The organism is Ruminococcus sp. AF17-12, assembly GCF_003479245.1.
Classification (GTDB): Bacteria; Bacillota; Clostridia; order Lachnospirales; family Lachnospiraceae; genus Blautia_A; species Blautia_A fusiformis.
This window is the reverse complement of the sequence record NZ_QUGY01000004.1, coordinates 147,454-172,925: the sequence shown is the minus strand read 5'-3', so window position 1 is coordinate 172,925 and position 25,472 is coordinate 147,454. Positions and strand designations below refer to the sequence as shown.

At 43.4% G+C, this 25,472-nt stretch carries 20 protein-coding genes, 1 tRNA gene and 1 CRISPR repeat array; of the genes, 3 read left to right on the top strand and 18 right to left on the bottom strand.

All coding sequences use genetic code 11. The annotated features are described in order from the left end of the window. Positions 1-4: 4 nt before the first annotated feature. From infB to DWW77_RS05860, 14 genes are all read right to left on the bottom strand, one after another. Positions 5-2,698: a translation initiation factor IF-2 gene (gene infB, locus DWW77_RS05925; protein ID WP_092069354.1), complete on the bottom strand. Its 2,694-nt coding sequence runs from the start codon at positions 2,696-2,698 to the stop codon at positions 5-7. Between the two features lie 42 nt (positions 2,699-2,740). Next, complete coding sequence (locus tag DWW77_RS05920; protein ID WP_021650310.1) at positions 2,741-3,058, bottom strand: L7Ae/L30e/S12e/Gadd45 family ribosomal protein; 318 nt, start codon at positions 3,056-3,058, stop codon at positions 2,741-2,743. Then, entirely contained in the window at positions 3,045-3,323 is a 279-nt protein-coding gene (gene rnpM, locus DWW77_RS05915) for an RNase P modulator RnpM (protein ID WP_015525795.1), read from the bottom strand. The genes DWW77_RS05920 and rnpM overlap by 14 nt, the downstream gene beginning before the upstream one ends. Further along, positions 3,323-4,516: a transcription termination factor NusA gene (nusA, locus tag DWW77_RS05910; protein ID WP_015525794.1), complete on the bottom strand. Its 1,194-nt coding sequence runs from the start codon at positions 4,514-4,516 to the stop codon at positions 3,323-3,325. Before nusA ends, rnpM begins: the two co-directional genes overlap by 1 nt. A gap of 41 nt (positions 4,517-4,557) precedes the next feature. Further along, positions 4,558-5,022: a ribosome maturation factor RimP gene (rimP, locus tag DWW77_RS05905; RefSeq protein WP_021650312.1), complete on the bottom strand. Its 465-nt coding sequence runs from the start codon at positions 5,020-5,022 to the stop codon at positions 4,558-4,560. 216 nt (positions 5,023-5,238) lie between these two features. Further along, positions 5,239-6,513: direct repeats of the CRISPR family, unit length 32 nt; unit sequence ATTTCAATCCACGTTCCCTCGTGGGGAACGAC. Between the two features lie 160 nt (positions 6,514-6,673). Next, a complete protein-coding gene (cas2, locus tag DWW77_RS05900) occupies positions 6,674-6,964 on the bottom strand; it encodes a CRISPR-associated endonuclease Cas2 (protein ID WP_059085214.1) in 291 nt (96 codons plus the stop codon). Positions 6,965-6,973: 9 nt separating this feature from the next. Then, entirely contained in the window at positions 6,974-8,005 is a 1,032-nt protein-coding gene (gene cas1c / locus DWW77_RS05895; protein ID WP_015525792.1) for a type I-C CRISPR-associated endonuclease Cas1c, read from the bottom strand. Further along, the gene (gene cas4, locus DWW77_RS05890) at positions 8,002-8,667 is read right to left on the bottom strand and encodes a CRISPR-associated protein Cas4 (protein WP_059085215.1); all 666 of its coding nucleotides are present in this window, start codon (positions 8,665-8,667) and stop codon (positions 8,002-8,004) included. The genes cas1c and cas4 overlap by 4 nt, the downstream gene beginning before the upstream one ends. Continuing rightward, positions 8,667-9,578: a type I-C CRISPR-associated protein Cas7/Csd2 gene (gene cas7c / locus DWW77_RS05885; RefSeq protein WP_059085216.1), complete on the bottom strand. Its 912-nt coding sequence runs from the start codon at positions 9,576-9,578 to the stop codon at positions 8,667-8,669. The genes cas4 and cas7c overlap by 1 nt, the downstream gene beginning before the upstream one ends. Then, positions 9,575-11,311: a type I-C CRISPR-associated protein Cas8c/Csd1 gene (gene cas8c / locus DWW77_RS05880; protein WP_059085217.1), complete on the bottom strand. Its 1,737-nt coding sequence runs from the start codon at positions 11,309-11,311 to the stop codon at positions 9,575-9,577. The genes cas7c and cas8c overlap by 4 nt, the downstream gene beginning before the upstream one ends. After that, positions 11,308-11,970: a type I-C CRISPR-associated protein Cas5c gene (cas5c, locus tag DWW77_RS05875; protein ID WP_015525785.1), complete on the bottom strand. Its 663-nt coding sequence runs from the start codon at positions 11,968-11,970 to the stop codon at positions 11,308-11,310. The genes cas8c and cas5c overlap by 4 nt, the downstream gene beginning before the upstream one ends. 19 nt (positions 11,971-11,989) lie before the next feature. Continuing rightward, positions 11,990-12,430 (bottom strand): hypothetical protein, encoded by a 441-nt coding sequence (locus DWW77_RS05870; protein ID WP_059085218.1) that lies wholly within the window; start codon positions 12,428-12,430, stop codon positions 11,990-11,992. Then, on the bottom strand, positions 12,414-12,881 hold the full coding sequence (locus DWW77_RS05865) for a DUF3990 domain-containing protein (protein WP_015525783.1): 468 nt from the start codon (positions 12,879-12,881) through the stop codon (positions 12,414-12,416). The genes DWW77_RS05870 and DWW77_RS05865 overlap by 17 nt, the downstream gene beginning before the upstream one ends. Positions 12,882-13,212: 331 nt before the next feature. Beyond that, positions 13,213-15,348 (bottom strand): CRISPR-associated helicase/endonuclease Cas3, encoded by a 2,136-nt coding sequence (locus DWW77_RS05860; RefSeq protein WP_059085252.1) that lies wholly within the window; start codon positions 15,346-15,348, stop codon positions 13,213-13,215. A gap of 150 nt (positions 15,349-15,498) precedes the next feature. Here DWW77_RS05860 and DWW77_RS17975 point away from each other — a divergent pair, with 150 nt between their 5' ends. Continuing rightward, positions 15,499-15,639, top strand: a complete 141-nt coding sequence (locus DWW77_RS17975; protein WP_173733046.1) for a hypothetical protein — start codon at positions 15,499-15,501, stop codon at positions 15,637-15,639. A 70-nt stretch (positions 15,640-15,709) separates the two neighbouring features. Here DWW77_RS17975 and DWW77_RS05855 read toward each other — a convergent pair whose 3' ends face one another. The 4 genes from DWW77_RS05855 to DWW77_RS05840 all read right to left on the bottom strand — a co-directional run bounded on the left by DWW77_RS05855 (position 15,710) and on the right by DWW77_RS05840 (position 23,755). Further along, positions 15,710-17,956 (bottom strand): DNA gyrase/topoisomerase IV subunit A, encoded by a 2,247-nt coding sequence (locus DWW77_RS05855; RefSeq protein ID WP_118608265.1) that lies wholly within the window; start codon positions 17,954-17,956, stop codon positions 15,710-15,712. Between the two features lie 15 nt (positions 17,957-17,971). Continuing rightward, complete coding sequence (locus DWW77_RS05850) at positions 17,972-19,897, bottom strand: DNA gyrase/topoisomerase IV subunit B (protein WP_021650321.1); 1,926 nt, start codon at positions 19,895-19,897, stop codon at positions 17,972-17,974. Between the two features lie 287 nt (positions 19,898-20,184). Continuing rightward, positions 20,185-22,089: a GGDEF domain-containing phosphodiesterase gene (locus tag DWW77_RS05845; protein ID WP_118608264.1), complete on the bottom strand. Its 1,905-nt coding sequence runs from the start codon at positions 22,087-22,089 to the stop codon at positions 20,185-20,187. Next, on the bottom strand, positions 22,076-23,755 hold the full coding sequence (locus DWW77_RS05840; protein ID WP_118608263.1) for a GGDEF domain-containing protein: 1,680 nt from the start codon (positions 23,753-23,755) through the stop codon (positions 22,076-22,078). Before DWW77_RS05840 ends, DWW77_RS05845 begins: the two co-directional genes overlap by 14 nt. A gap of 213 nt (positions 23,756-23,968) precedes the next feature. Between DWW77_RS05840 and DWW77_RS05835 the strand changes: the two genes are divergently transcribed. Continuing rightward, positions 23,969-24,040: transfer RNA gene (locus DWW77_RS05835), tRNA-Glu, on the top strand. 225 nt (positions 24,041-24,265) lie between these two features. Further along, positions 24,266-25,429, top strand: coding sequence for a ComEC/Rec2 family competence protein (locus tag DWW77_RS05830; protein ID WP_118608262.1), 1,164 nt, complete (start codon positions 24,266-24,268; stop codon positions 25,427-25,429). Positions 25,430-25,472: the final 43 nt, after the last annotated feature.

The following is a 25,472-nucleotide window of genomic DNA, read 5'->3' as shown; positions in this document are numbered from 1 at the left end:
ACTCCTATCTTGGTACCTCTACCATGATATATGCTTCGACTTTATCTTCTTCTTTGACATCATTAAAGTCATTAAATACAAGACCACACTCATATCCGGCACGAACTTCCTTGACATCATCCTTAAATCTCTTCAGGGATGCAAGCTCACCCTCGAAGATCTGGTCCTCACCTCGTGTGATACGAACCTTACAGTTACGCTGGAATGTACCATCCAGCACATAGCTTCCTGCGATGGTTCCGACACCGGATGCCTTGAACAGCTGACGAACCTCTGCGTGACCGATAACCTTCTCCTCGAATACAGGATCCAGCATACCCTTCATAGCTGCCTCTACATCCTCGATCGCCTGATAAATGACTTTATAAAGTCGAAGGTCAACGCCCTCCTGCTCAGCAAGCTGTTTTGCTGTAGTATCCGGACGTACGTTAAAGCCGATGATGATCGCATTGGATGTTGCAGCAAGGCTGACATCAGACTCATTGATGGCACCTACACCACCATGGATCACCTTAACGATAACTTCCTCGTTGGAAAGCTTGGTAAGGCTCTGTTTAACAGCCTCAACAGATCCCTGTACATCGGCCTTGACGATGATCGGAAGCTCCTTAAGATCGCTGGCCTGGATCTGGTCAAACAGGTTATCCAGAGAAAGCTTGCCTTTGGTCTCCTCGAGAAGACGGCTCTTGTTCTCTGTAACGAATGCGCCTGCAAAGTTCTTGGCTTCTTTATCGCTCTCAAAGGACATCAGGATCTCACCTGCATTAGGAACATCACCAAGTCCGAGGATCTCAACCGGAGTAGACGGACCTGCCTCTTTTACACGACGTCCCTTATCATCCATCATTGCACGTACCTTACCATTGCATGCACCTGCGGCAATAAAGTCTCCCACATGAAGAGTACCCTTCTGAACAAGGATGGTAGCAACCGGTCCTTTACCTTTATCAAGCTGAGCCTCAATAACAAGACCTCTTGCCTCACGGTTCGGATTGGCTTTGAGCTCGGAAACCTCAGCAGTAAGAAGAATCATCTCAAGAAGATTCTCAATTCCTTCTCCTGTATGTGCGGATACCGGAACAAAGATGGTGCTTCCGCCCCAGTCCTCAGGAATCAGTTCATACTCGGAAAGCTCCTGTTTTACACGCTCTACATTTGCACTTGGTTTATCGATCTTATTGATGGCAACGATGATCTCAACACCGGCTGCCTTTGCATGGCTGATCGCCTCTACTGTCTGCGGCATTACACCATCGTCTGCGGCAACGACCAGAACTGCGATATCTGTAGCGTTGGCACCACGCATACGCATAGCTGTGAACGCCTCATGTCCCGGTGTATCCAGGAATGTGATCTTCTGACCTTTGATATTTACCACGTAAGCACCGATGTGCTGTGTGATTCCGCCGGCCTCGCCTCTGGTTACGTTTGTATTACGGATGGCATCCAGAAGAGATGTTTTACCATGGTCAACGTGACCCATAACACAGACTACCGGAGGTCTCGGAACCATATCATCCTCATCCTCTTCGTCCTCTTTGAGGAGCTCTGCGATCACATCCACCTTTTCTTCCTTCTCAGCAATGATATCAAAGCCAAGTGCGATCTCCTCTGCCTTTTCAAAGTCGATCTCCTGGTTTACTGTTACCATGACACCTTCCATGAAAAGCTTCTTAACGATCACTGACGGCTGCATCTTCATCGCGTCCGCAAGCTCACGGATAGTAAGCTTCTCCGGAATGGTGATCTCCTTGATCTCCGGTTTCTTCTCTTCCTGCTTCGGCTGTGGATTCGGTTTCTGAAGTGCTTTCGGGATTCTGGAATTCGGTCTGCGTCCGCCCTGATTTGGTCTGCGTCCGCCCTGGGTACCTTTCTCGAATTCTTTCTTCTTGTTCTTATTCTCTCTGTCACGCTCACGCTTGCTGTCCTTGGATGTCTTGGTCAGCTCCGGAGTGAATACAGCATCTGAAGAGCCACCGCTTCTTCTCTGTCCCGGACGCTGTCCGCCGCCCTGGCCACCACGGTTTGCTCCGCTGAAACGGTTGTCTCCGCTTCTTCCGCCTTCGGAACGTCCGCCCTGGCCTCCCTGGCCACGGTTTGCTCCACCGCCGAAACGATTTCCTCCGTCTCTTCTTCCTTCAAAGCTTCCGCCCTGACCTCCCTGGCCACGGTTTGCTCCACCGCCGAAACGGCTTCCGCCTCTTCCGTCATTCTGACGTGGGCCTCTGTTTCCCTCGCCCTGTCTTGCCGGACGTCCCTCACCATTCTGGGAACGGTTTCCGCCAAAACGATTTCCTCCGTCTCTTCTTCCCTCGAAGGTTCTTCCGTCACGATTTCCGTCTCTTCTTCCTTCCGGACGGTTGCCCTGCGGTCTTCCGCCCTGAGTACGATTCTGACCACTCTGACCGTTTCTCTGCTCACCGGACTCACCATTTCTTGTGTTTGCTCCTGCGCTTCTCTGACCGCCGTTCTGTGGACGTGCCGGTCCCTTTCTCTCGCCTGCTGCCGGTTTTCTTCTTCCTTTACCGCCATCGCTGGCATTCTGTGCATGAAATACACGGATGATATTTTTTTTCTTTTTCGGTGCTTCAGATTTGTTACCCTCTGTATTCACCGTTGTTGTCTTTTCTTCTGTTTTTGGAGTATCCAATTGTCTATATTGCTCCTTTCCCGATCTGTTGAATTTATCTTTTATCATTTCTATCGTCAAACCTCCTTACAGACGCCTGTATCATGCAGGTTATCTGCCGGATTCTTTTTCCAGCGCCTTCATGATCGCCTTTGCAAAATTTTCGTCCTGCACGGCAAGGCTGGCACGGAATTCTTTGCCCATTGCTCTGCCCAGGCTCTCTTTGTCTGAAAGGAAATATAACGGAACTTCATAATAGGTACACATATTCCGAAATTTCTTTTTTGTGTTTTCGGAAGCATCATCTGCCACCAGTGCCAGGAAACCTTTTCCTGTTTTTACGGATTTCTCTGTGGAAAATTCTCCGCTCACTGTTTTTCCTGCTTTTGTCGCAAGTCCGATGAGTGATAAAACCTTATTGTTTTTCAATTGATCCAAACTCCTTTTTGAGGTTCTGATACACTTCATCCGGAACTGCCATTTTCAAGGAACGCTCCAGGCCATGGTTTTTGATAGCCTTTTCCAGGCATTCCTCTGAGAAACAAAGGTATGCGCCGCGTCCGTTTTTCTTACCTGTAGCGTCCAGGATGATCTCATTCTCTGATGTCCTGAGAACTCGTATCATTTCCTTTTTGCTTTTCATTTCCCTGCAGCCGGTACACTGACGCATGGGAATCTTGGTTCTCGTTTTCATTATTCTTCGGCATCTCCATCTGCTGTTTCTTCAGCTTCTGTTTCTGTCTCTTCTGTATCTTCCTCTACTTCTTCAAGCTCTTCGGAAACAGCCTCTTCTGTCATTTCTTCCTCTGCTTCCTCGTGTTCCTCATCGTAATCATCGTAGAAGTCACCGGACTCTCTTGCCTGTGTCTCGCTCTTGATGTCGATCTTGAAGCCTGTAAGTCTTGCAGCAAGACGTGCGTTCTGTCCTTCCTTACCGATAGCAAGGGAAAGCTGGTAATCCGGAACTACGACCAGTGCGGTCTTCTCATCCGGGTCAGCCATAACTGCGATAACCTTTGCAGGGCTTAATGCATTCTCAATAAGGATCGCCGGGTTCTCATCCCAGTTGATGATATCGATCTTCTCACCGTGAAGCTCGTTAACAACTGCCCCTACACGTGCACCGTTCATACCAACGCATGCTCCCACAGCATCTACATCCGGATCGTTGCTCCATACAGCGATCTTGGTACGGGAGCCTGCCTCACGGGCAATGCTCTTGATCTCAACGGTACCGTCTCTTACCTCTGCAACCTCGGACTCGAAAAGTCTCTTTACAAGACCGGGATGTGTTCTGGAAACCAGGATACGCGGTCCCTTCGGGGTATCCTTAACTTCAAGAATGTAAACTTTTACTCGCTCAGTTGGCTGGAAGGTCTCACCCTTTACCTGTTCGTTCTCTGTAAGTACTGCGTCTGCCTTACCAAGGTTGATGCTGACATTTTTGCCCATTACTCTCTGAACAATACCGGTTACCACTTCTTTTTCGATTCCATAGTACTGATCGTAAAGAACTTTACGCTCTTCCTCACGGATTTTCTGAAGAATGACATTCTTTGCATTCTGGGTTGCGATACGTCCGAATTCCTTGGACTGGATCTCAACCTTCATAACATCACCGATCTCTGCGTTCGTGTTTGTTTTCTGTGCATCCACCAGAGAAATCTCCAGCGCCGGATCCTCCACATGCTCTACAACAGTTCTGTCAGCGTAAACACTGAAGTCACAGGTCTCCGGATCGATCATAACGTGAACGTTATCTGCCTTTCCGAAATGGTTCTTACATGCCTGGATCAGTGACTGCTCAATTGCCTCCAGCAGTGTATCCTTACTGATGTTTTTCTCTTTTTCGAGAACGTCCAGCGCATCTCTTAAATCTCTGCTCATTTTTCTTTTTTCCTCCTGAATTTTACAGATTCGATTCTCTTTTAGAATTCGATCGCGAGACGAATCAGGGCAATATCTTTTTTATCAAAGGTACGTTCTGTGCCGTCTTCATCGATTGTCACACTGTTACTATCATATGCATTTAAAATACCGCAGAATTCTTTCTGTTTCTCGATGGGCCGGTAGGTACGGATCTCCACCAGCTTGCCAAGGCTTCTCTTAAAGTCTTTTTCTTTTTTAAGAGGCCGGTCAAGTCCCGGAGAACTGATCTCCATAATGTAGCTGTCCTCGATGAAATCCTGCTCATCCAGTATATCGCTGAATGCACGGCTTACGTCCTCGCAGTCATTGACTGTGATTCCGCCCGGCTTGTCGATATAGCCTCTGAGATACCAGGTTCCGGCTTCCTTGACATACTCCACGTCTACCAGCTCAAAGCCCCTGGACTCCACGATTGGTGTAAGGATCGCCTCTGTCTTCTGTTCATATTCTTCCCGTCTGCTCATGCTTCCCACCTGCCTTTCCTATTTCTGCCTATTTCTGAACAAATTCCTTCTCAGCAAATAGGAGCGGGCTCTCGCCCACTCCTATGCCAACAAGTTCTTAGTTTCGTTCATTGTAACACCAATGTCTGTTAAATGCAAGTATTAATTGCGATTTCCGGTTTTTGTCCCCGCATAGGGAATGTCCCATGTACCACACCGTTTGATTTCCTCTTTGTTATTTCAATTCACGTTCCCACGTGGGGAACGACCCTTTCAATCTCCACGAATCTCTTTGCGTTGATATTTCAATCCACGTTCCCTCGTGGGGAACGACATCATCAACCAGGCTATCACTATCTTCTACACTCATTTCAATCCACGTTCCTGTGTGGGGAACGACGGCATATTACCAGAATGCAGCTAACTACTTTGCATTTCAATCCACGTTCCCGCGTAGGGAACGACGGCTGGAGCTACAGTGATCGCATATGTGATCGGGATTTCAATCCACATTCCTGCGTAGGGAACGACACGAAATGCGAAAAAAAATTAAGGTCATATCCAGATTTCAATCCACGTTCCCTCGTGGGGAACGACGATAGCAAGCATCCCAGACATTGCTTCTTTTCCATTTCAATCCACGTTCCCTCGTGGGGAACGACTTCCGGATCCGCACGAGATCACCGCAAAGACAGAATTTCAATCCACTTTCCCTCGTGGGGAACGACGGTGTTAGCCCTATTACAAATACCATTTACTATGATCTCAATCCACGTTCCCTCGTGGGGAACGACACATGTACCACAACTTTTCTGCTGACCTGTGATAATTTCAATCCACGTTCCCTCGTGGGGAACGACGGTGGCAGTATACTGTAACTCGTGGAGTAAGCGATTTCAATCCACGTTCCCTCGTGGGGAACGACGAGGTCCTTATTTGATCTTCCTTTCCCCTTGCCGATTTCAATCCACGTTCCCTCGTGGGGAACGACATCTATGCTGGCTGGTTGCGGTAAAGCATATCCATTTCAATCCACGTTCCCTCGTGGGGAACGACTATATTCCAGTAGGAACCTATACCATTGTTGAGATTTCAATCCACGTTCCCTCGTGGGGAACGACGATTTTTACGAGGAGGCAGCCGCCTTGTATCTTATTTCAATCCACGTTCCCTCGTGGGGAACGACGTTCTTCGTAGAGCTGCTTGTCCTCTTCTGTTTTATTTCAATCCACGTTCCCTCGTGGGGAACGACGGAAATCAGAACATAAGGAGGAACCAGAATGGCAATTTCAATCCACGTTCCCTCGTGGGGAACGACCGACATATCGCAGGAGGCAGCAGCTTTTGTAAATTTCAATCCACGTTCCCTCGTGGGGAACGACATTCCGTTTTTTTGATTTGTACCCCGTTATTTTATTTCAATCCACGTTCCCTCGTGGGGAACGACGTATTGATGGCAGATAACACATGGAAGTTTTTAATTTCAATCCACGTTCCCTCGTGGGGAACGACGGCAAATTTTCACAAATATTCTTTGTTTTTTTATGCAATAAATATAATTTTTCTACTTTTTATTATCCCTTCTCTCTTTTCTTTAGTGTTATTCATGTTACTTTTCTGATTTTTGTAGTGCGAATCCTGCCGGCATTTTATGTGTACTTCTGATTCGCACCTACATAATTAAAGGTTGATCTACTGGAATTCCACGTTCTATACCTACATGTTCTATTTTAGTCTGATAATTATTTCCGAGGTAATAAAAACGTAAGCTATCTTTATTTTTGTCAATAATATCAGACAATATCCCCTTCAAAGCAACACTTTGAGCGCTATCCAAAATACACTCAAATACAGAATTTTGCACCCTTCTTCCATAATTTGTACATTGCTTCGCCACTTTACGCAAACGAGTTCTTCCTGCAGTTGTCTCTGTATTTACATCATAAGTAATCACTACCAACACTTTGTCACCTCATTTCCACAAAAACACTGGATAACTGTCCAAATCTCCTCTTAAATATCTTGCCAACAACATTGCCTGTACATAAGGAACCATTCCCCATTCCACCTTTTCTTTCAAGAACGGATGTGTGATGGTTTCCTTCTTTTTCTTCTGCCATTCTACCAACAGCTTTTTTCGCAGCTCATCATCCATCAGAACAGCTCCATTTTCTTTTTTGGTAAAATTCTTTCCATTTACAATCTTTTTGTTAACAAGCGATAATACAAAACGATCTGCCAATACAGCTCTTAATTCCTCTATCATATCCAAAGCCAGTGATACTCTACCTGGTCTTTCGGTATGAAGATATCCCACATAAGGATCCAGCCCCACACACTCCAGGGAAGAAGCAATCGTATTTGTCAACAACGTATATACAAAAGACAACATTGCATTCATATTATCTAACGGTGGTCTTTTATTTCTTCCTTGAAATGAAAAATCCTTTTTCTGTTGCAAAATCATTTCATCAAAAACTCCAAAATACACGCTGGCCGCTTCCCCTTCAAAACCTCTTAATTGTGCTTTTGATTCACATGTTTGAATTAATCCCAACGTATGTTTCAGCTTTTCTGATGCTATTTTTATTTTGTCCGCATCTACCTGCATACTATGATCTCTAACACAGCGTTCCAACACCCATCTTGCATTATACACCTTTCCAAGTATACAGTTTTTTGCAATTTCCAGGCTGATTGCTGAATCCAAACTGCTTGCATACTGCTGTTCTCGCAAAAGCACATTTCCTCTTGTCTTTCCGGTTATCCTCGCAAGAAATTTTCCCTGGGGCGTCATAAAACAAAGAGAGATATTTTTTTCTGCACAAGATCCCATCAATGCCGGACTGACGCCCCTGTATCCAAAGGAAACTATCCCTTCCAGATTATGTAATGGAAGTCTTCCTTTTTCTTTATCCTCTTCAAAAACAACTATATTTTCTCCATCTAAACCCAAATAGCTGTTTTCAGAAGTTACATACAACGTATTCAAAAGTTTTTTCATGTCTCTTCCTCCTTCAGCATCTGGTCTATATAATGTTTCACAGAAACTTGTTTGTTTAATTTGGGCAGACAAAGTTCCTTTAATGAACAGGAATTACACATTTTACCTGTTTTTACCTTCGGAGTATAACCTCTATTGTAATACTGATGCATCTCTTCAAATATATCTTTGACTGCATTTCTCAGATCCTCTGTAATTTCCACAACTTCTCTTCGTCTTGTTTCTCCATAAAAAAGAGCTGCTTCAGGTATTGTTGCAGAAAACATTTCTTCGAGACATAAAACCTGTGCCACAAGCTGCAATCTATCGGCATCTGTTGATTTTTCTTTTCCTTTTTTGTATTCTACCGGATAAACAGAATACATTCCCCGATGTCCATGAAGCCGTATTCCATCTTCACATTTATGAAATTCTACAAGATCACACTCTCCACTCACTCCCATAATTCTTGAAGAAACCGGCAAAGCTCTTACCAAAATAGTATCTTTTCTTTTTTCCGTCAAATATGGATCATGTACCTTCTGGTGCATCAGTTTTCCAACAGCTGTATGAACATTTTCTGCCCACTGCTGCTCAACATGGATCAATGCCCACTGTCTTCTGCAAAATTTAAAATGCTGTATACCTGATATCATCAAATAATCATCTTCTGTATACTCCATCAAATCATCCTTTTTACTTCAACAGATTCCGGTATTTTATCATTATGAATTTCAACTGTATAATCCTGATATCTTCTCGGATATTCTACATTTTCTTTTCGTGTTACTTCAACTGCATCAAACAATTTATATGCCGGACAATCTCCCAATTCTTTACTGTGCTTAAACACGATCAGTTCACGTACTGACATTTTTCCACGGGCTGCTGAATGGTCATTTTCAAACATATTTATGATCGCATCCCACAGAAGTTCCAGATCTTCTTCTGTAAATCCTGTTGTTTTTCGTGCAAGATTTGCAGATATAAAGCCCTCTGCGCGATACAATGCATATGGCACAATACTCTTTCTTCCCATTTCGGTACTTTTATTTTCGGCATCTTTTTCTGTTGTGATTGCCACACGGGTAATGGTAACTTCCTGACTGATCACTGGGTCGATACTTCTGGCAAATCCAAGCTGAACTGGGCCACGCACCTGTCCGCAGTTTAAAGAAGCTTTTACAAAAGTAGTCATTACTGCCCCAAAAGTTCTGATATCATAATAATTTTCACACATGTAATCCCGCAATTTTGAATCCACACCCGGATCACTTTTTTTCAGTTTTTTTAATGCTTCCGTTACTTTCTTATCATCTGTTTCTTTGATTCCAACATTTTCACATGCCGTTCGGTCACTTCGATTCAACGGAACATCTTCTTTAATATAAATTTTGTAACCCTGTGCATCCTCTTTTACTGTTTCCACATAATTTCTTATTTTTCTTTTCAGGCAGACATCCGTAACAAGCCCTAAGCCGCTTTCCGGATCTATTCTTGGCATATTTCCTGCATCCGGATCTCCATTTGGATTACCATTTTCCACATCAAATAAAACTACAAACTCATATCTGTTTTTAATAACTTCGCTCATCTATTTTCCCTCCCGTTTTCCCAAATACTTTCCTGTTTCTGGTGGTAATACCCCAAAATAAATTTTCCTTGTTCCTCCAATGGCAAACGTTTTGGATAAGCTTCTAGCTTACTCACCAATTCGCCCAAAAGATCTTCATATTTTCTTTTCAAATACCCTTTATCTCTTTCTATTTTTTTTATATGACTATTCTTTAATTTAAACAATACTGGAAATACTGATGCCGGTGTTGCACATGCTGAATTAAAATACCGATCTCGAATTGTTGATTTTATTCCAGGATTTGCCTCTGTCTGAATCGACTCCAACACAGAAAATAATCTTCCCAATACATATGCTACATCATTAGATTCTTCATTTAATCCCATACAGATCTCTCCTTCCGTATTTTTATAATTTTTTATCAGAAATGCCTTAACAATAGAAACTCTTCCCCATGTTACACATCCCTGCTCAGCCCGTATTCTTATTAATGTATCTGTATACAAACTTGCCGGATACCTGGAATTTTGTAAAATAGCTGAAAACGCCATAGCGGCCATATTGGAGATTGTTTTTTTATCCCGTGAATTCATATTCACTGTTTCTTTTAACATATCTTCAATTCCAAGATATTCCCGCTCTTCCCATTTAGGTTTTATCATCTGCATTCGTTCATAATGACATGCCAGATTTTTCGTAATATTTCCAAATGAACTCTGATAAAAAAATCTTACAGATAACCTGGCAGCATTTGGTGCCAGACATAAAATATAAAACTTCTGAGATGGATTTAATTCAATGTCATCAATTATGATCTGTTCATCTTTTCTGAGTTTTTCAAAAAATCCATGTACCTCACTTTGATTATCTTTTACCGGATTTAACAATGCTAAAAGCGCATCCTGATATTCCGTCTTTGCCTCCTCTGCCCAATATACAATAATAGAATCTCCCAGCGGAAACGTATATTTCTTTTGTGCCAGCAAATAATTCAACGCACTTGTGTAAGCAAACTCTGCATATTTTCCGACCGGTGCATTATAGCTCTGTTCTTTTCCATAAGATTCAAATGATGGTGCATTAAAAGAAACCAAAGCTGCACCACTGGACTGTGCTCCCGGCACCCCTTTTATATTCCTGTGAATTCTTGAAATTTCAGTTTTTTCTCCTGTTACCAGACAAATTCCACTTATATCTGTTTCCGACTGTTTACTTTCTACATTCCATATTTGCTCTATTTCCTTGTCATCCTGGGCATATTTTTTATCCATACAGAATATAAGATTTCCACCATCCGTGATCTCCTCCCAGTTTTCTAAAACAGCAGCATTTTCTTTTGCTTTTTCCGGATTCCATTTATAAAAAAAAGCACATATAGCCTGTGCCATTTCTCCGGAAGTATTTTTCAACAACTTCAGATGCTTCTCCTTTGCCGCTTCAAAGCATTCTGTAATTCTTTTTCCTGTACCACTCTTATCAATTCCAAGCATATATTTCGAATTATCACATAAAAAATTCGCCGCAACTCCGGATGATCGCGTGAGCATTGCCGGAACTTTCATTGTTTGTGAAATCCAAATCTGTTTCTTCCCTGCCTGTCTCTCCTCCTTCAGCCATAAGATATTCTTTATATCCCCGTCTGTAGACAAATTGATTCCATAAGAAACTTTTGCCTGACACCACCCCTGTTTGGGTAATTTTTCTTGTCTTTCCAAATCTTCATAATATTTCACCAATGCCTGCAGTATCATCGAACCACCTCGCAGTTTCGCACATCTATTACTCCCTGTTTCATGATTGCTCTAAAAAACATGGGGCTAAGATTCTCTTCATCCGAATAATCAATATCATATAGCATAAATCCAAAATCTTTTTCCTCTACATCGTCATATGCAGTATGAATTTCCTCTTCATTACACAACTCAAAATTTGCAGGAAATTCCCGACACCCAAAATAAGGCATACTGTAACATGCGCCTCTTTTCAATCTCCTCATAATAATATCCTTGAATTTCCCTGGATTATCCGTTTCATTTGCTTTCTCCGTCATTTCAAAATGAGCTTCAATAACATACTCTACATCACTTAACAACAAAGACGCTCTCTGTACAATTTCCTCTTTACTGCTTAAATATAGGGGTTTCATTCCTCCATTATAGGCTTCAAGCACTTTACTTGCAGATACCTTACTCTTCACTTCATTTCTTCTTACACTGGTAAATTTAACCGGTTTCTTCACATAAATCTTATCTATACACCATTTCATGCCCGGATGCCAGTAAATTGCTTCCAAAATTCCTCTGGCAGCCGACGGTGTTATTACATCATAAGAACACCGTTCTACTTTCATCTCTGGTCTTGAAAATAATGCATAATCCCCCCACACTCTGACCTTTACTCCCATTCCCATAGGCACTTTCCCTCTTTTCTCATATTATTTCACCAGCTTTATAACATGCTGCTATATAATCTCGTGATTGATAATAAAAATCTGTATTATAGTCCGAAATATGTGCATCAATCCAGGAATGATAAATTTCCCATATTCCCTTTTCAAGTTCTGTATCATCGTATATGTCTTCTATTAATCTCTCATATACTTCTCCAATATCCCAGTAATCCGGAATTGCATACCTGCATATTGATACATTGTCAAATTCGCCCTCCGGAATATCACATTGCTCTGTAAATTCTGCCGCAACTTTTTCTATTGGCTCACAGTGAAAGACATCCGCATAGTTATATATTCGCTTTATATTTTCCATTCCAAGATAATCCGTAACTTTCCACCGACGTTGTTTTTGAGTTCGTCCTATGTACTCGATCAAACTACAGGTAAAAAACAAAGCATTATTATTTTTTCTCGCCATAAACAACCTCACTTCCTACAAATTTCAATGTATCCAGTGCTGAAATTGTATGAAAACTGATTTGATGCGTTGGATACTTGAATTTTACCAATTCCCAGAAAGCAGCTCTTGAAATCTTTCCATCCAGATAATTTTGCAGATAATTGTAGATTGTATCATCTGCCATTGGTCCTTCCACAATATCATACTGATGTGCCTGTCCCTTTCGACAGGAAATAATAAAATCCAGCCATTCTTCCGTCATTTTATCGAATTTAAGAATATTTAATCTCTGATTTTCTGTATACTCATACTTGTTAATATATCCTTTTTTACCATATCTTATAGCCCATCGTTCTGCCTGCTTTTCAATATTTGTACAATAAAAACCAAAATAAAAATCTTTGTTAAATCTGGCTTTTCTGATTTCCGGATATTCCACTACCTCTTTGCTCCCATGATATAGAATCATATGCAGCTCCTTTTTTCTGTAAATTCTTTTTATTTTTAATAATTTTCTTTTATTTTTTCTCGTCATCTTAAATATACTACACTCATCCAAAATATACAATACTTGCCCCTAAATTATTTACATTTAAATTTATTGAATTCTTTTTATTTATATATTATATTTATAGTATGTCAGAAAACATTTTAATGCCTATGAAGGCAGGCGACTTGCTTGATTCGATTAAAATGGTTCCTGTGGATTGAAATAATAATTTTAAATGTAACCGTGTAGAATTAGAACAGGGAGATTAAGGTTTTTCCACCTTAATCTCCCTGCTCTAATCTACATATTTTCACAACCAAACTGCCATGCCACAGTCAACCTCAAGATTCAGTCCTGTCTCCTCTGAATATTGTTCTAAATCTGTCAGTTCATAGAAATCCTTTATATCTTCCGAAACCAGCTTCAGCATCCCCGCATCATTATATTTCTCAAATTCCTGTTTATACAAATTCACACAATATTGTACAGCCCGTCTCATTCCGGATTTTGTAAAACCTTTATTTTTCAGATCCTGTATCACTTCCTGAGCATCTTCTTCCTGATTTACAAAAACGGTTACCGTGTTTTCATCTATCAGTTTAAACTCTCTTTCCACTGTAGCAAAATGATGCCATCCCCCATTAAACTCTTCGCAGATTTTCTTTTTATCCAAACTTTCACCTCGCATATGATAAAGCATTTCAAAGTATCTTGTTACAGTCTGCATATCTTCAATTTTACATTCATTCGCAAGCAGCGCTTTCGAAACATCCATCTGCTGTCTCTGCCCTGGAACTTTTTCAGCATCATCAAACTGAAAAATCACCACTTTGCTTTCTTCTATCGTCCGTTTTCCCTCACGATTACACCTTCCTGCCGCCTGAATGATAGAATCTATTCCTGAAAGCTGTCTGTATACTGTATAAAAATCAAGATCTACTCCTGCCTCTACCAGACTTGTTGAAATTACAATGCACTTTTTCCCTTCTCTCAATCGTTCTTTTATCTGCTTTAACATACGCTTTCTATGTTTTGGATACATGCTCGTAGATAAATGATAAACGCCATCTTCTCTCATAGCATTATAAATTTTTTGAGCTTTCTTTTTTGTATTCACAATGCATAATGCCTGTGTTTCTCTTAACAGACATTCTTCCACGTCTTCTTCTGACAATTTTCCATCGTTTTCAAAGTGAACTCTTTTAAAAAACTCAAACTGTTCCTCTGTCCTTGGACAAAGCTCAGTAATCTGCTTTATATTGCAAAAAAAAGCATCCAATGCCGGTTGTGTAGCTGTACATAATACTGCACTCACCTTATAATTTATCACCAGTTCTTCAATTGCTGTCAGACAGGGTTTCAAATAGTCATTTGGCAACATCTGTGCTTCATCAAATATGATCACACTATTTGCCATATTATGTAATTTTCTGCATTTTGAAGATTTATTTGAAAACAAGGATTCAAAAAATTGTACATTCGTTGTAACTACTACTGGTTTATCCCAGTTTTCAGAAGCAAGCTGCATAGGTTTCAGTTCTTCTGCTTCCTCATAATCTATGTTGCAATGATTTTCCAGAACATTTTCATCTCCTAATATCCTTCGAAAAACTGCTGCATTTTGTTCGATAATACTGGTATAAGGTATCACATAAATAATACGTTTCATGTGATGCTTAACTGCATGCCTTAATGCAAATGCAAGCGATGCAACCGTTTTACCTCCACCAGTCGGAACCGTCAGCCGAAAAAGGCCTTTTTCTCTCTCTCCGTTTTCCAGGCAAGCTTTTAAAATCTCTGTTCTTCTGCCATTTACACTTTCTGTTTCTGTATTTTTCAGCCACTCTGTTATATATTTTTCCAATTTATCCAGAAGCACCTGTATCTCTTGCCCCTGCTGTCGTCCCGATCTTTCTTCTGTCATAAATTCTTCTGTATCAAGAAAATCGGCATCGACAAGACAAGAATACATCATTCTCGTAAACATACTTAAAGAAAAATTTAAATCCTTCGTTTTCTCTACATTAACTGGTGATGTTTTTAACTCTGGAATCTTCACTTCTTTTTTGTATGCATAAAAATCTTCTATTTTCTTCTTTCTTCTTCCAAGTGTAGTAGATGAATTTCCTGTATCTGTGCTGACGCCATAATCGGATAAGCCAGCATGATGTCCCGCAATACACATCTCCAAAAACGGATACATCCCACCCAATTCCATGCAAACTCTTGCTCCTGCTGTTGCATGATCCACTTTTATTTCTTCTCCACGAATCCGACGTTGAAATTTATCGCTATATTTTCCGATATCATGCAGCATTCCACAGCAATATCCCCAATCTCCTTTTTCAAAAACTTCTGCAAAATCTTTTGCTTTTTCTGCCGTTCCCTGCAAATGCTCTAATATACTTTGTTCACGTTCACCATCACAATGTGCAATATAATTCATCTTCTTCTCTTCCATTTACAACACCGTACCCTCACTACAAGTTATATATTATACTGCTTTAGTTCATCTATATCAATGTATCCAAAGCGCCATCTCTTATGATAATCTCCCATTCTCCATCTCATACACCACATTCATAGTGGAGACTCTGTGGGATACCAGGACTACAGTGCGGCGGGTGGTGTCTTCTTTCAGGGACTTGAGGATGGTGGCTTCGTAGAGCTGACCTTTGTCTACGTATTTCAGGGAGGAGAGCCTTCCCCTCATATCTGCCCGTCAAACCGGGAATGAGCGTGCATCTCACGAATGGTCAGTTCCAGCCAGATCACCGTAAGCTGTGAGGTAGATGGCGGGGTGGTGATCAGATTCTCGGCTTCACACCTTTGGTGTCTCGCTTGGCGAGTTTGACTTTGTTAAGTACATATGGTTTGTCGTGGTAGGTAATGGCATACTCCTGCCTGCTTTCCAAAAGATACGCATGGTGGATGCGGTCTTCGCCGGTAAGCTTCATGCCTCGGACACCCAGGGCGTTTTTCTTGGTGACGGAGATCTCGGTTTTCATGATACGGAGGAAGTAACCTTTCTCAGACTGGAACACAACCTGATCCATCTCATCCGCTGCTCCTACGAATACAAGGCGGTCATCCTCTGCAAGCTTGGTGGAAACAATGGTGCGTTTGGAAGCACGGAACTCGTCACCTTTTACCAGCTTGCACATACCGTTCTCTGTAACAAAAAGTACTGTGGAGGCTGCTACCTGACTCAGCGGTGCCACATAGAGGATCTGCTCGGAAGTACTGTCATAATTACCCAGATTATCTGCAGGAACACCCTTGTCACGAAAACGTACCAGCGGGATATCCTCTGCCTTCACGGTGTGGAGCTTGCCGGTATCTGTAAAGATACAGATCTTGTCCGTATTCATGCAGGTAAAGACATAGCGGCTCTCTGCATGAGCGGCATCCTTATTACGCTCGTAGGCATTCTTGTCAATGAGACGCATATATCCGAAACGATCCATCAGGAAGCAGACTTCGGTCTCTTCCATCTTCTTCTCCTCATAAACAGCTTCCTCGGCGTTTTCAATGGAAGTCTTACGCTTACTGCCGTATTCCTTCTTGATCTGATCCAGTTCACCCATGATCACTGCTGCCATGGAGTCATAATTATTCAGGATATCCTCATAAGCAGCAATGTTCTTCATGGTTTCCTCATGCTCCTTCATCAGAGCATCGATCTCCAGACCGATCAGCTTGTAAAGACGCATGTCCAGGATAGCTGCGGCCTGTTTTTCTGTGAATTTCAAGGATTTTGCCGCTTTTTCGGATGTCTTGGTCTTGAATTTAATCCCTTCTGTGATACCGTCGATCAGACATTTCTTTACCTGGTCACGGCTCTTGCTGCCACGGAGGATCTCGATGATCAGATCAATGACATCACAGGCTTTGATAAGGCCTTCCTGGATCTCCCGTTTCTCCTGTTCCTTGGCAAGAAGGGTTGTATATTTTCTGGAATTTACTTCAAATACAAAGTCCACATGGTGAGCAATGATCTGCTTCAGTCCCAGTGTTTCCGGTCTTCCGTCTGCAACTGCCAGCATGTTGACACCGAAGGTATCCTCCAGTCGGGTCTTCTTATAGAGCATGTTGGTAAGGTTCTCCACGTCTGCATCGCGCTTCAGTTCCAGAACGATACGGATTCCCTCCTTGGAAGACTGGTTGGAAATATCCACGATATCTGTGGTCTTCTTGGTCTCTACCAGGGTTGCGATATCATTAAGGAATTTTCCGATGTTTGCACCGATCATGGTGTAAGGAATCTCTGTGATCACCAGCTGCTGGCGACCGCCCTTCAGCTTCTCTATTTCCACCCGTCCACGGATACGGAGCTTACCTGTTCCGGATTCATAGATCTTTACAAGGTCGTCCTTATTTACTACGATACCACCTGTCGGAAAATCCGGGCCCTTGAGATAACGCATCAGCCCACGGGTGCTGATATCATTATTCTTCATGTATGCCTTCACAGCATCCACCACTTCGCCCAGGTTATGCGGCGGGATGCTGGTAGCCATACCAACGGCTATTCCATCTGCTCCGTTTACAAGGAGGTTTGGAATACGCACCGGAAGTACTACCGGCTCCTTCTCTGTTTCATCAAAGTTCGGCATAAAGTCCACAACGTTCTTATCCAGATCTTCCAGAAAAACCTCCTGGGTCAGCTTCTCCAGGCGGGCCTCTGTGTATCGCATGGCTGCGGCTCCGTCTCCCTCGATGGAACCAAAGTTTCCATGTCCGTCCACCAATGTACGACCCTTTTTAAATTCCTGCGCCATGACTACAAGCGCATCATAAATGGAGCGGTCACCGTGGGGATGATATTTACCCATAGTATCTCCTACGATACGGGCACATTTACGGTACGGGCGGTCGTAACGGATACCCAACTCATACATATCGTAAAGGGTACGGCGCTGTACCGGCTTCAGTCCGTCACGTACATCCGGCAGTGCTCTGGAAATGATAACGCTCATGGCATAATCGATATATGATTTCTGCATGATCTCCGCATAATCGGTGCGGATGATATTGTCCTGTTTCGTATTCATAGTTTATTCTCCCAATCAAATATCCAGCTCTGCATCTGTTGCATGCTCATAGATAAAGGCCTTACGTGGCGGAACATCGCTTCCCATCAGGATCTCTGTCACATCGGAGGCCATGCGGGCATCTTCGATCTCCACACGCTTCATCATTCTTGTCTCAGGGTTCAGGGTAGTCTCCCAGAGCTGCTGGGCGTCCATCTCACCGAGACCTTTGTATCTCTGGAGCGTGAAGCTTCCCGGTTTATGGCTCTTACGGTATTTCTCAAGAGCCTTGTCATCGTAGAGATATTCCTCCTGCCCCTTCTTCGGCATTACCTTATAAAGAGGTGGCATGGCAATATACACATGTCCCTCATAGATAAGCTCCGGCATAAAACGGTAAAACAAGGTCAGAAGCAGAGTAGAGATATGAGCACCATCCACATCCGCATCGGCCATGATCACGATCTTGTCATAACGAAGCTTCGTGATATCAAAATCATTTCCGTAGCCTTCGGAAAAACCGCAGCCAAAGGCATTGATCATAGTCTTGATCTCTGCGTTGGCCAGCACCTTGTCGATGGTAGCCTTCTCTACGTTGAGGATCTTACCGCGGATCGGAAGGATTGCCTGATAGTTACGGTCTCTGGCTGTCTTGGCCGAACCGCCGGCGGAATCTCCCTCTACGATAAAGATCTCACACAGTGACGGATCCTTCTTCTCACAGTTGGCCAGCTTGCCGTTGGAATCAAAAGAGTATTTCTGTTTGGTAAGAAGGTTTGTCTTGGCACGCTCCTCGGTCTTACGGATCTTGGCCGCCTTTTCCGCACAGGAAAGGACGATCTTCAGTGTTTCCAGATTTCGGTCAAAAAACAGTACCAGCTGTTCTCCTGCTACCTTGCCGGTGGCTCTGGATGCGTCCTGGTTGTCCAGCTTGGTCTTGGTCTGTCCCTCAAAGCGGGGTGCCGGATGCTTGATGGAGACTACAGCAGTCATTCCGTTTCGGATATCTGCACCTGTAAAGTTGGGGTCTTTATCCTTCAGTACACCGATCTCACGTGCGTAGGTGTTCATTACCGTTGTGAAGGTAGTCTTAAATCCGGTCAGATGAGTTCCTCCCTCTGCATTGTAGATATTATTGCAGAATCCTAGAACGTTCTCACGGAACTCATTGGTAAACTGAAAAGCAACCTCCACCTGGATCCCGTCTGCCTCTCCTTTAAAATAAACCGGATCATGGAGAGGCTGTGCATTCTTGTTAAGGTCACGGATAAAACCTACGATTCCCTCCGGCTCATGATACTCAATATCCTCGGGAGCGTCCCCTCTTCGATCCTCAAAATGGATGGTAAGCTCCGGATTCAGATAGGCAGTCTCATGGAGACGGCTCTTTACATCCGCTGCTCCAAATCTTGTTTTCTCAAAAATCTCCGGATCCGGAAGGAAATTCACACAGGTTCCGGTACCTCTGGTCTTCCCTAATTTGGGGAGCAGTCCTGCTTCCAGTTCAATGGTAGGGATTCCTCTCTCATAGTGGTCATGATGTATATAACCATCACGACTGATCTTAATATCCAGATACGTAGATAATGCGTTCACTACGGAAGACCCTACACCATGAAGTCCGCCGCTTGTCTTATATGCGGAATTGTCAAACTTACCGCCTGCATGAAGGGTTGTAAAAACAAGACGCTCCGCAGATATTCCCTTGGCATGCATATCCACCGGGATCCCTCGTCCATTATCCTCTACTGTACAGGAACCGTCCTTCTCAAGAACTACATGGATACGGCTGCAGTACCCTGCAAGGTGCTCATCCACCGCATTGTCTACGATCTCATATATCAGATGGTTCAGTCCCTTTCTGGATACGCTTCCGATGTACATACCGGGGCGCTTTCGCACGGCCTCGAGGCCCTCCAGGACAGAGATACTGCCCGCATCATAAGTGTCTTTTTTTGCCATTCCACTGATTCCTTTCTTTTTTATATTCGAACATTTGTTTGTATTATACTCAAAATATATGTACTTGTAAAGTCCACATGATCATCTTTTTTCTGCAATTTTTCCAAAAGATACGCGTGGCAGTTCAAGAAACCGGTCTTCCGAAAAATCGCTTTCTTCAGCCGCCACAGCCTATCTATTCTATCAAAAGTATCTGTAAACTTCAAGCAATTTGTGTCTGCCAGAATACAACAGGCGGAAACCCCTGCTTTTTATGAAAGCATGTTTTCCGCCTGTTTCTGATCATTTCAGGAAATTTTTTCCAGAAGCTTCTCCTCGCACAGGGGCCTGGAAAAATAATATCCCTGTATCATATCCACACCCCATTTTTCCAGAAGCTTTACCTCCTTTTCGGTCTCAGCGCCTTCTGCGATCACCTTATATCCCATATGCTGCAGGATCATGACAATGCTGCGATAAAAGGTAGCCGTCTGAGGATCGCTGCTGACCCCGGACAAAAGAGAACGGTCCATTTTTACTGCTGAAAACGGGATGCGAAGAACTGCGTTCAGATTTGCATAACCGGAACCGAAATCATCCAGGCACATGTGGATCCCCACTTCTGCAAAATCATCAATGGCTGTGCAGAAGCTTTCGCTGTATTCGGTTGCCACGTTTTCCGTGATCTCAAACTGAAAATATCCTGGATCTAATCCATACCCCTGTATGATCCCGATAAGCACATGGCTGTATCCGGGTTTCATCAGTTCGGAAGGAGAAAGATTGAATTTCACATTCCGGATCTTCTTCATGATATATTCATGTTCTTTTATAAAACGGCAGACCTTGTGAAGCTGAAGACATCCCACTGCAGAGATCATTCCCTGTTTTTCCGCGATCCCGATAAACACATCCGGCGGGATCATTCCCAGAACAGGATGTTTCAGCCGGCTCAGTGCCTCCAGAGTAATAAAATCCTGGTTTTTTATAGAATATACCGGCTGATAATATACTTCAAACAGATCCTCTTTCACAGCCTTCTGAAGAAAATGCTCCACTTCCTGCTCATAGCGGAAGCCCTCCAGGATCTTGCTGTCCGACTGGATCAGGACCGTATCCTGACGGTTCTGTATCAGAGAGATCATATATTCAATATAAGAAAGAATACTATCCTCTTTTTCCAGTTTTTCCGCATTCATGATCCCGCAGATCGCAGCATGGAACGACACCTTTTCGTTTTCGATAAAAAACGGCTTTTTCAGAAATTCTTCTATACCATCTCTGGCTTTTTCATAATCTGTCAGCGAGTCCAGCACTGCCAGAAAGCAATTGCCTGTGATACGAAAGATCTGCACTGAATCCGTGATCTCCCGAAATCCCTTCGCCGCCCGGATCAGCAGCTGATCTCCCACTCTGGTACCGTAGATCCGGTTGATCTGCTTCATATTGCGGGCATCCACAGCAAGCAGATGAAAGCTTTCTTTTCGATAGAGCTTTTCTCCGATCCATTTGTCAAAATACTGTTTGTCAAATAAACCTGTCATACTGTCCGTATATTCACCTGGATTGTTCATAGTAAGATAGATCAGCCAAAGTCCTACAGAAAGTCCGAAGCCGGTAAGCAGTATTCTTTCCGCGGCAATCTGGAGAAACAGGCAGGCTGCTTCGATAAACCAAAATCTCCATATGGTGCGCCGTATTTCTTTTTCTGCTGTTTTTCCATAAAGTAACATAAATGCAACGATCACCAGCATAAAAAAGAATACATATCCATAGAGCAGAAAATGAAAACTTCCCCGGATAAATCTACCTTCCTGGTCAAAATAAAAAAGCCATCCCGTCCGTAAGTTTGCTGTAACTGCCAGCAGCATTGCAGCCGGCAGGACCACCCAGCCGGTTTTCAGCCATTTATACTTCTCCTTCTGTCTTCCGGTGATGATCCGAATGTAGCAGAAAAGCCCATAGGTAAGTATGACATCACAGAAATAATAGAGCGTCAGGACCAGCGCTGACATTCTGCAGACTTCGCTGCTGCCGCCTCCCGCGATCACCGCACTCAGCATATCCAGCAGCACGTAAACGCCGCTGAAAGCCAGAAAACATACAAAATTCCTGTTTTCCGCATTGTTCAGTCTTTTATGAGAAAAATAATGTATCGCGATCATCGTCACCAGAACAAGGGATGTGATCTGAAAACAGTTAATATACTCCATTTTTCAAATCCTCCTTCTTTTTGTTCTCATAAAGCTTCCTGTCTGCCTCATATTTCCATTCTCCTATGGATTTCAGAGAACCATCCTTATTCCGCAGATGGCTGTATCCCAGAGATAACGAAAAACGATGTCTGCATCCTCTCCCAATATTCCGGAGCTCTTCTTTCAGGCGTTCCGGCCAGAATTCGTCCGGTACTTCCGGCTCATAGACCAGAACCGCAAATTCATCCCCGCCGATGCGGTAGCAGGTTCCTTTTTCCCGGAAAACGTTCTCCACACATCTGGCCGAGATCACCACCATCTCGTCTCCTGCAGCCCGTCCGTATTCTTCGTTGATCACGCGAAGCTGATCGATATCGATATACATAAGAAGGATATCCCGGTATCTGCCCATATCTGCGGAAATACTTTCCAGTTTTTTCTCAAAATTGGCTCTCGTCTCAAGTCCTGTCATCCCATCCTCTCTGGACAGTCGTTCGTAAGCCTGGGATTCCAGACGGTAACGGACATTGTCTGCCATCATCATGACTGCGTCTGCAATGACCAGCACAAGAAACACAAGATTTCCCAATTCAAAAATGGATCCATAGTAGGAAATCTCGAACAGCCAGTACAGGATCAGCGCTATGATACCACTTGTTCCCACGATGATATATGCAATGAGAAGCAGATGTATCTCACGCTGTTTATGCTTCCGGTACTCCCGGATCAGAAGTACCGCTGATATCAGGACCCACACAAACAGCAGGATATGTGTTACAAACAGCATATCCTTAAATTCAAAGACTCCCAGGATCACCAGAACTCCCTGTAAAACAGCATTCAGATAAAATGTAAAGATTCCAAGATCCAGGAGCCTGTATTTTTTCATGTTTCCGATATTCTGCAAAAAACGCAACATCGGAACTGCTAGCAGCATGAACATATAAAAAGAAATGAGACATAATACTTCGGGGCATCTGCTGTAGCTTTGTGCCAGTGATGAGTCCGTCACCAGCCAGATACTGCACATCATAAGGAACAGTGCCACATCCCGGAACCGTCTGTCCGGCATCTGCCTTATTCTCATATAGATGCAGATGCACAGGGCGATCATACTTAATACGATCATGATCGTTGCCGCCCCTAAAGGAATGGCTGCTTTTCTGATCTGATACCAGGCTATTGCACTTCCGGTTCCTATGCATACCGGCTCTATAACATATTTTCCTCTCTGAGGCGCAGAATAGCTGAACGTCAGGACTTTTCCCTCTGTGTCATTACCCAGAGCGGCGATGCACTGCACCTTGGAACGCATCTGCACATTTTTGGAAAACATGGCCTCCTTATATTCATACAGGATCTTTCCATTCAGGCGTATCACCAGATCGTACTGGGCTCCTGTAGAAACCACGGTCATTCCTCTGCTTTCCGCTCCCAGACTTTCATTGTACAGGATCAGCTTTTCACCTGTTTTTGCCGGAATTTCCGCAGGCAGGGTGATCTCCTGTTTTTTTCCGTCTTTTATGTAGTACCATCCTTTGTTAAGAAGCTGTACACTGTCCTGCTTCTGGATCAGCCCCCCTGTGTGGATCGCCGCAAAGATCGCGCCAAAAACCAGCAGTACCACAACAAAAAGAAAGGATTCTCCCTTCCATATCAAATTTTTCTTTTTTCTGTAATCCATACTCTTCCTCTTTATATTTTTTTATTCCATTTCGTTTTGTATCTATCATATCATCAATCGATTTTTCCGTCAAAAAAATTGTCAAAAAACAGGGTGAAAATTTTTTTCAAAAAAAGAAAAAAAGTGCTTGCATTTTGTAAGAAAGTATTATATACTAACGAAGTCGGTTGCGGGAAACAACAGAAATCAAGAGCAAACGACACAAATGAATATGGCCAGTTGGTCAAGGGGTTAAGACGCCGCCCTCTCACGGCGGAAACACGGGTTCGATTCCCGTACTGGCTATCAACAGAAAGCAGTTAGGATTTTTATTCTGACTGCTTTTTTTGTGATTGTTATACTTCACTTTTTCCTGTTATCGCTTTCAAACGTTGCTCTGAACATTGCATATAAAAATTTCGTTCTTCCTGTTTATCTGTTTTCTGTATTTTCACATATATTATTTTGCTTTTCTTTCTCTTCTGTTTTATAATTTCCCCTGAAAATACTTAAGATAAGGGGTGACTTCTCATGCATCACAAACGTTCTTTTCGCAGAAAGCTGCAGACATTTTTTCTTTCTCTGCTGCTTGTTCTGCTAACAGTCGCAGGAGTTCCCTCTGCTGCTTACACAGCCGAGGCTGCTTCTGCTGACACAACAATGGCTGTACACTTTCTGGATGTAGGGCAGGGGCTTTCGATCCTGGTCCAGTCACAGGGGCAGAATCTCCTGTATGACGGCGGTGACCGAGGACATTCCAGTTTCGTGGTTTCCTATCTGCAGAAACAGAATATTTCCATCATTGACTATATGATCTCCTCCCATTATGACGAGGACCATGTGGCTGGTCTTGTAGGATGCCTAGACAGCTTTTCCGTAAAAAATGTGATCGGTGCAGATTATGTACAGGATACAAAGATCTATCAATCTTTTGAAAACAGTGTTGCCGCTCAGGGATTAACTGTGCAGCATCCGAAGCCCGGAACGGATTTTGCTTTCGGAGGCGGGAAATTTACGGTTCTTTCTCCTCAATCGATCAGTAGCAACGATAACGACAATTCTGTTGCGATCCGGCTGGAAAACGGAAATAACCATTTTCTTTTTACCGGGGATGCAGAATCTGCCGGGGAGGAAGCGATCTGTGATCTGGGACTTGATCTTTCCTGCGATGTGATCGTTCCGGGACATCACGGTTCTGCCACTGCCACCACCTGGGATCTGCTCCAGAAGACTGTTCCGGAATATGCAGTGATCAGCTGCGGCGCCGGTAATTCCTACGGACATCCTCATAAGGATACCATGGATAAGCTTGCGGATATGGGAATACAGGTATTTCGTACTGATGAGCAGGGTACGGTGATCGCAGTCAGCGACGGAAGCAATATCCAGTGGAACCAGAGTCCCTGTAATGATTATTCTGCTGGAGATGAATCGGATACCGGCACACAGCCTTCCTCCGCTTATAAGGATTCCGGTGCGTCCGGCTATGGATCTTCTGATTCGGCTGCTGCAGATCCTCAGACCGGAGTGCAGGCCGATCCGGAGCCAGTGGGTGATATGGTCTGGATCTCCGCTACCGGAAGCAAGTACCACCGGATCCCTAACTGCGGAAATATGAATCCGGATAATGCCACAGAGATGACACGCTCCCAGGCTGAAGCTGCAGGGTATAAAGCCTGCAAGAAGTGTTATTAGAAACGTCCGCATGCTGTCAGTTTTTCTGAATATCATGCAGTAT

What these genes read in the sequence shown, in the direction of transcription:
- infB (WP_092069354.1), bottom strand. Translation starts at nt 2,698, where the DNA reads ATGATAAAAGATAAATTCAACAGATCGGGAAAGGAGCAATATAGACAA.
- rnpM (WP_015525795.1), bottom strand. Translation starts at nt 3,323, where the DNA reads ATGAAAACGAGAACCAAGATTCCCATGCGTCAGTGTACCGGCTGCAGG.
- nusA (WP_015525794.1), bottom strand. Translation starts at nt 4,516, where the DNA reads ATGAGCAGAGATTTAAGAGATGCGCTGGACGTTCTCGAAAAAGAGAAA.
- rimP (WP_021650312.1), bottom strand. Translation starts at nt 5,022, where the DNA reads ATGAGCAGACGGGAAGAATATGAACAGAAGACAGAGGCGATCCTTACA.
- cas1c (WP_015525792.1), bottom strand. Translation starts at nt 8,005, where the DNA reads ATGAAAAAACTTTTGAATACGTTGTATGTAACTTCTGAAAACAGCTAT.
- cas4 (WP_059085215.1), bottom strand. Translation starts at nt 8,667, where the DNA reads ATGGAGTATACAGAAGATGATTATTTGATGATATCAGGTATACAGCAT.
- cas7c (WP_059085216.1), bottom strand. Translation starts at nt 9,578, where the DNA reads ATGAGCGAAGTTATTAAAAACAGATATGAGTTTGTAGTTTTATTTGAT.
- cas8c (WP_059085217.1), bottom strand. Translation starts at nt 11,311, where the DNA reads ATGATACTGCAGGCATTGGTGAAATATTATGAAGATTTGGAAAGACAA.
- cas5c (WP_015525785.1), bottom strand. Translation starts at nt 11,970, where the DNA reads ATGGGAATGGGAGTAAAGGTCAGAGTGTGGGGGGATTATGCATTATTT.
- DWW77_RS05870 (WP_059085218.1), bottom strand. Translation starts at nt 12,430, where the DNA reads ATGGCGAGAAAAAATAATAATGCTTTGTTTTTTACCTGTAGTTTGATC.
- DWW77_RS05865 (WP_015525783.1), bottom strand. Translation starts at nt 12,881, where the DNA reads ATGATTCTATATCATGGGAGCAAAGAGGTAGTGGAATATCCGGAAATC.
- DWW77_RS05860 (WP_059085252.1), bottom strand. Translation starts at nt 15,348, where the DNA reads ATGAATTATATTGCACATTGTGATGGTGAACGTGAACAAAGTATATTA.
- DWW77_RS05855 (WP_118608265.1), bottom strand. Translation starts at nt 17,956, where the DNA reads ATGAATACGAAACAGGACAATATCATCCGCACCGATTATGCGGAGATC.
- DWW77_RS05850 (WP_021650321.1), bottom strand. Translation starts at nt 19,897, where the DNA reads ATGGCAAAAAAAGACACTTATGATGCGGGCAGTATCTCTGTCCTGGAG.
- DWW77_RS05845 (WP_118608264.1), bottom strand. Translation starts at nt 22,089, where the DNA reads ATGGAGTATATTAACTGTTTTCAGATCACATCCCTTGTTCTGGTGACG.
- DWW77_RS05840 (WP_118608263.1), bottom strand. Translation starts at nt 23,755, where the DNA reads ATGGATTACAGAAAAAAGAAAAATTTGATATGGAAGGGAGAATCCTTT.
- DWW77_RS05830 (WP_118608262.1), top strand. Translation starts at nt 24,266, where the DNA reads ATGCATCACAAACGTTCTTTTCGCAGAAAGCTGCAGACATTTTTTCTT.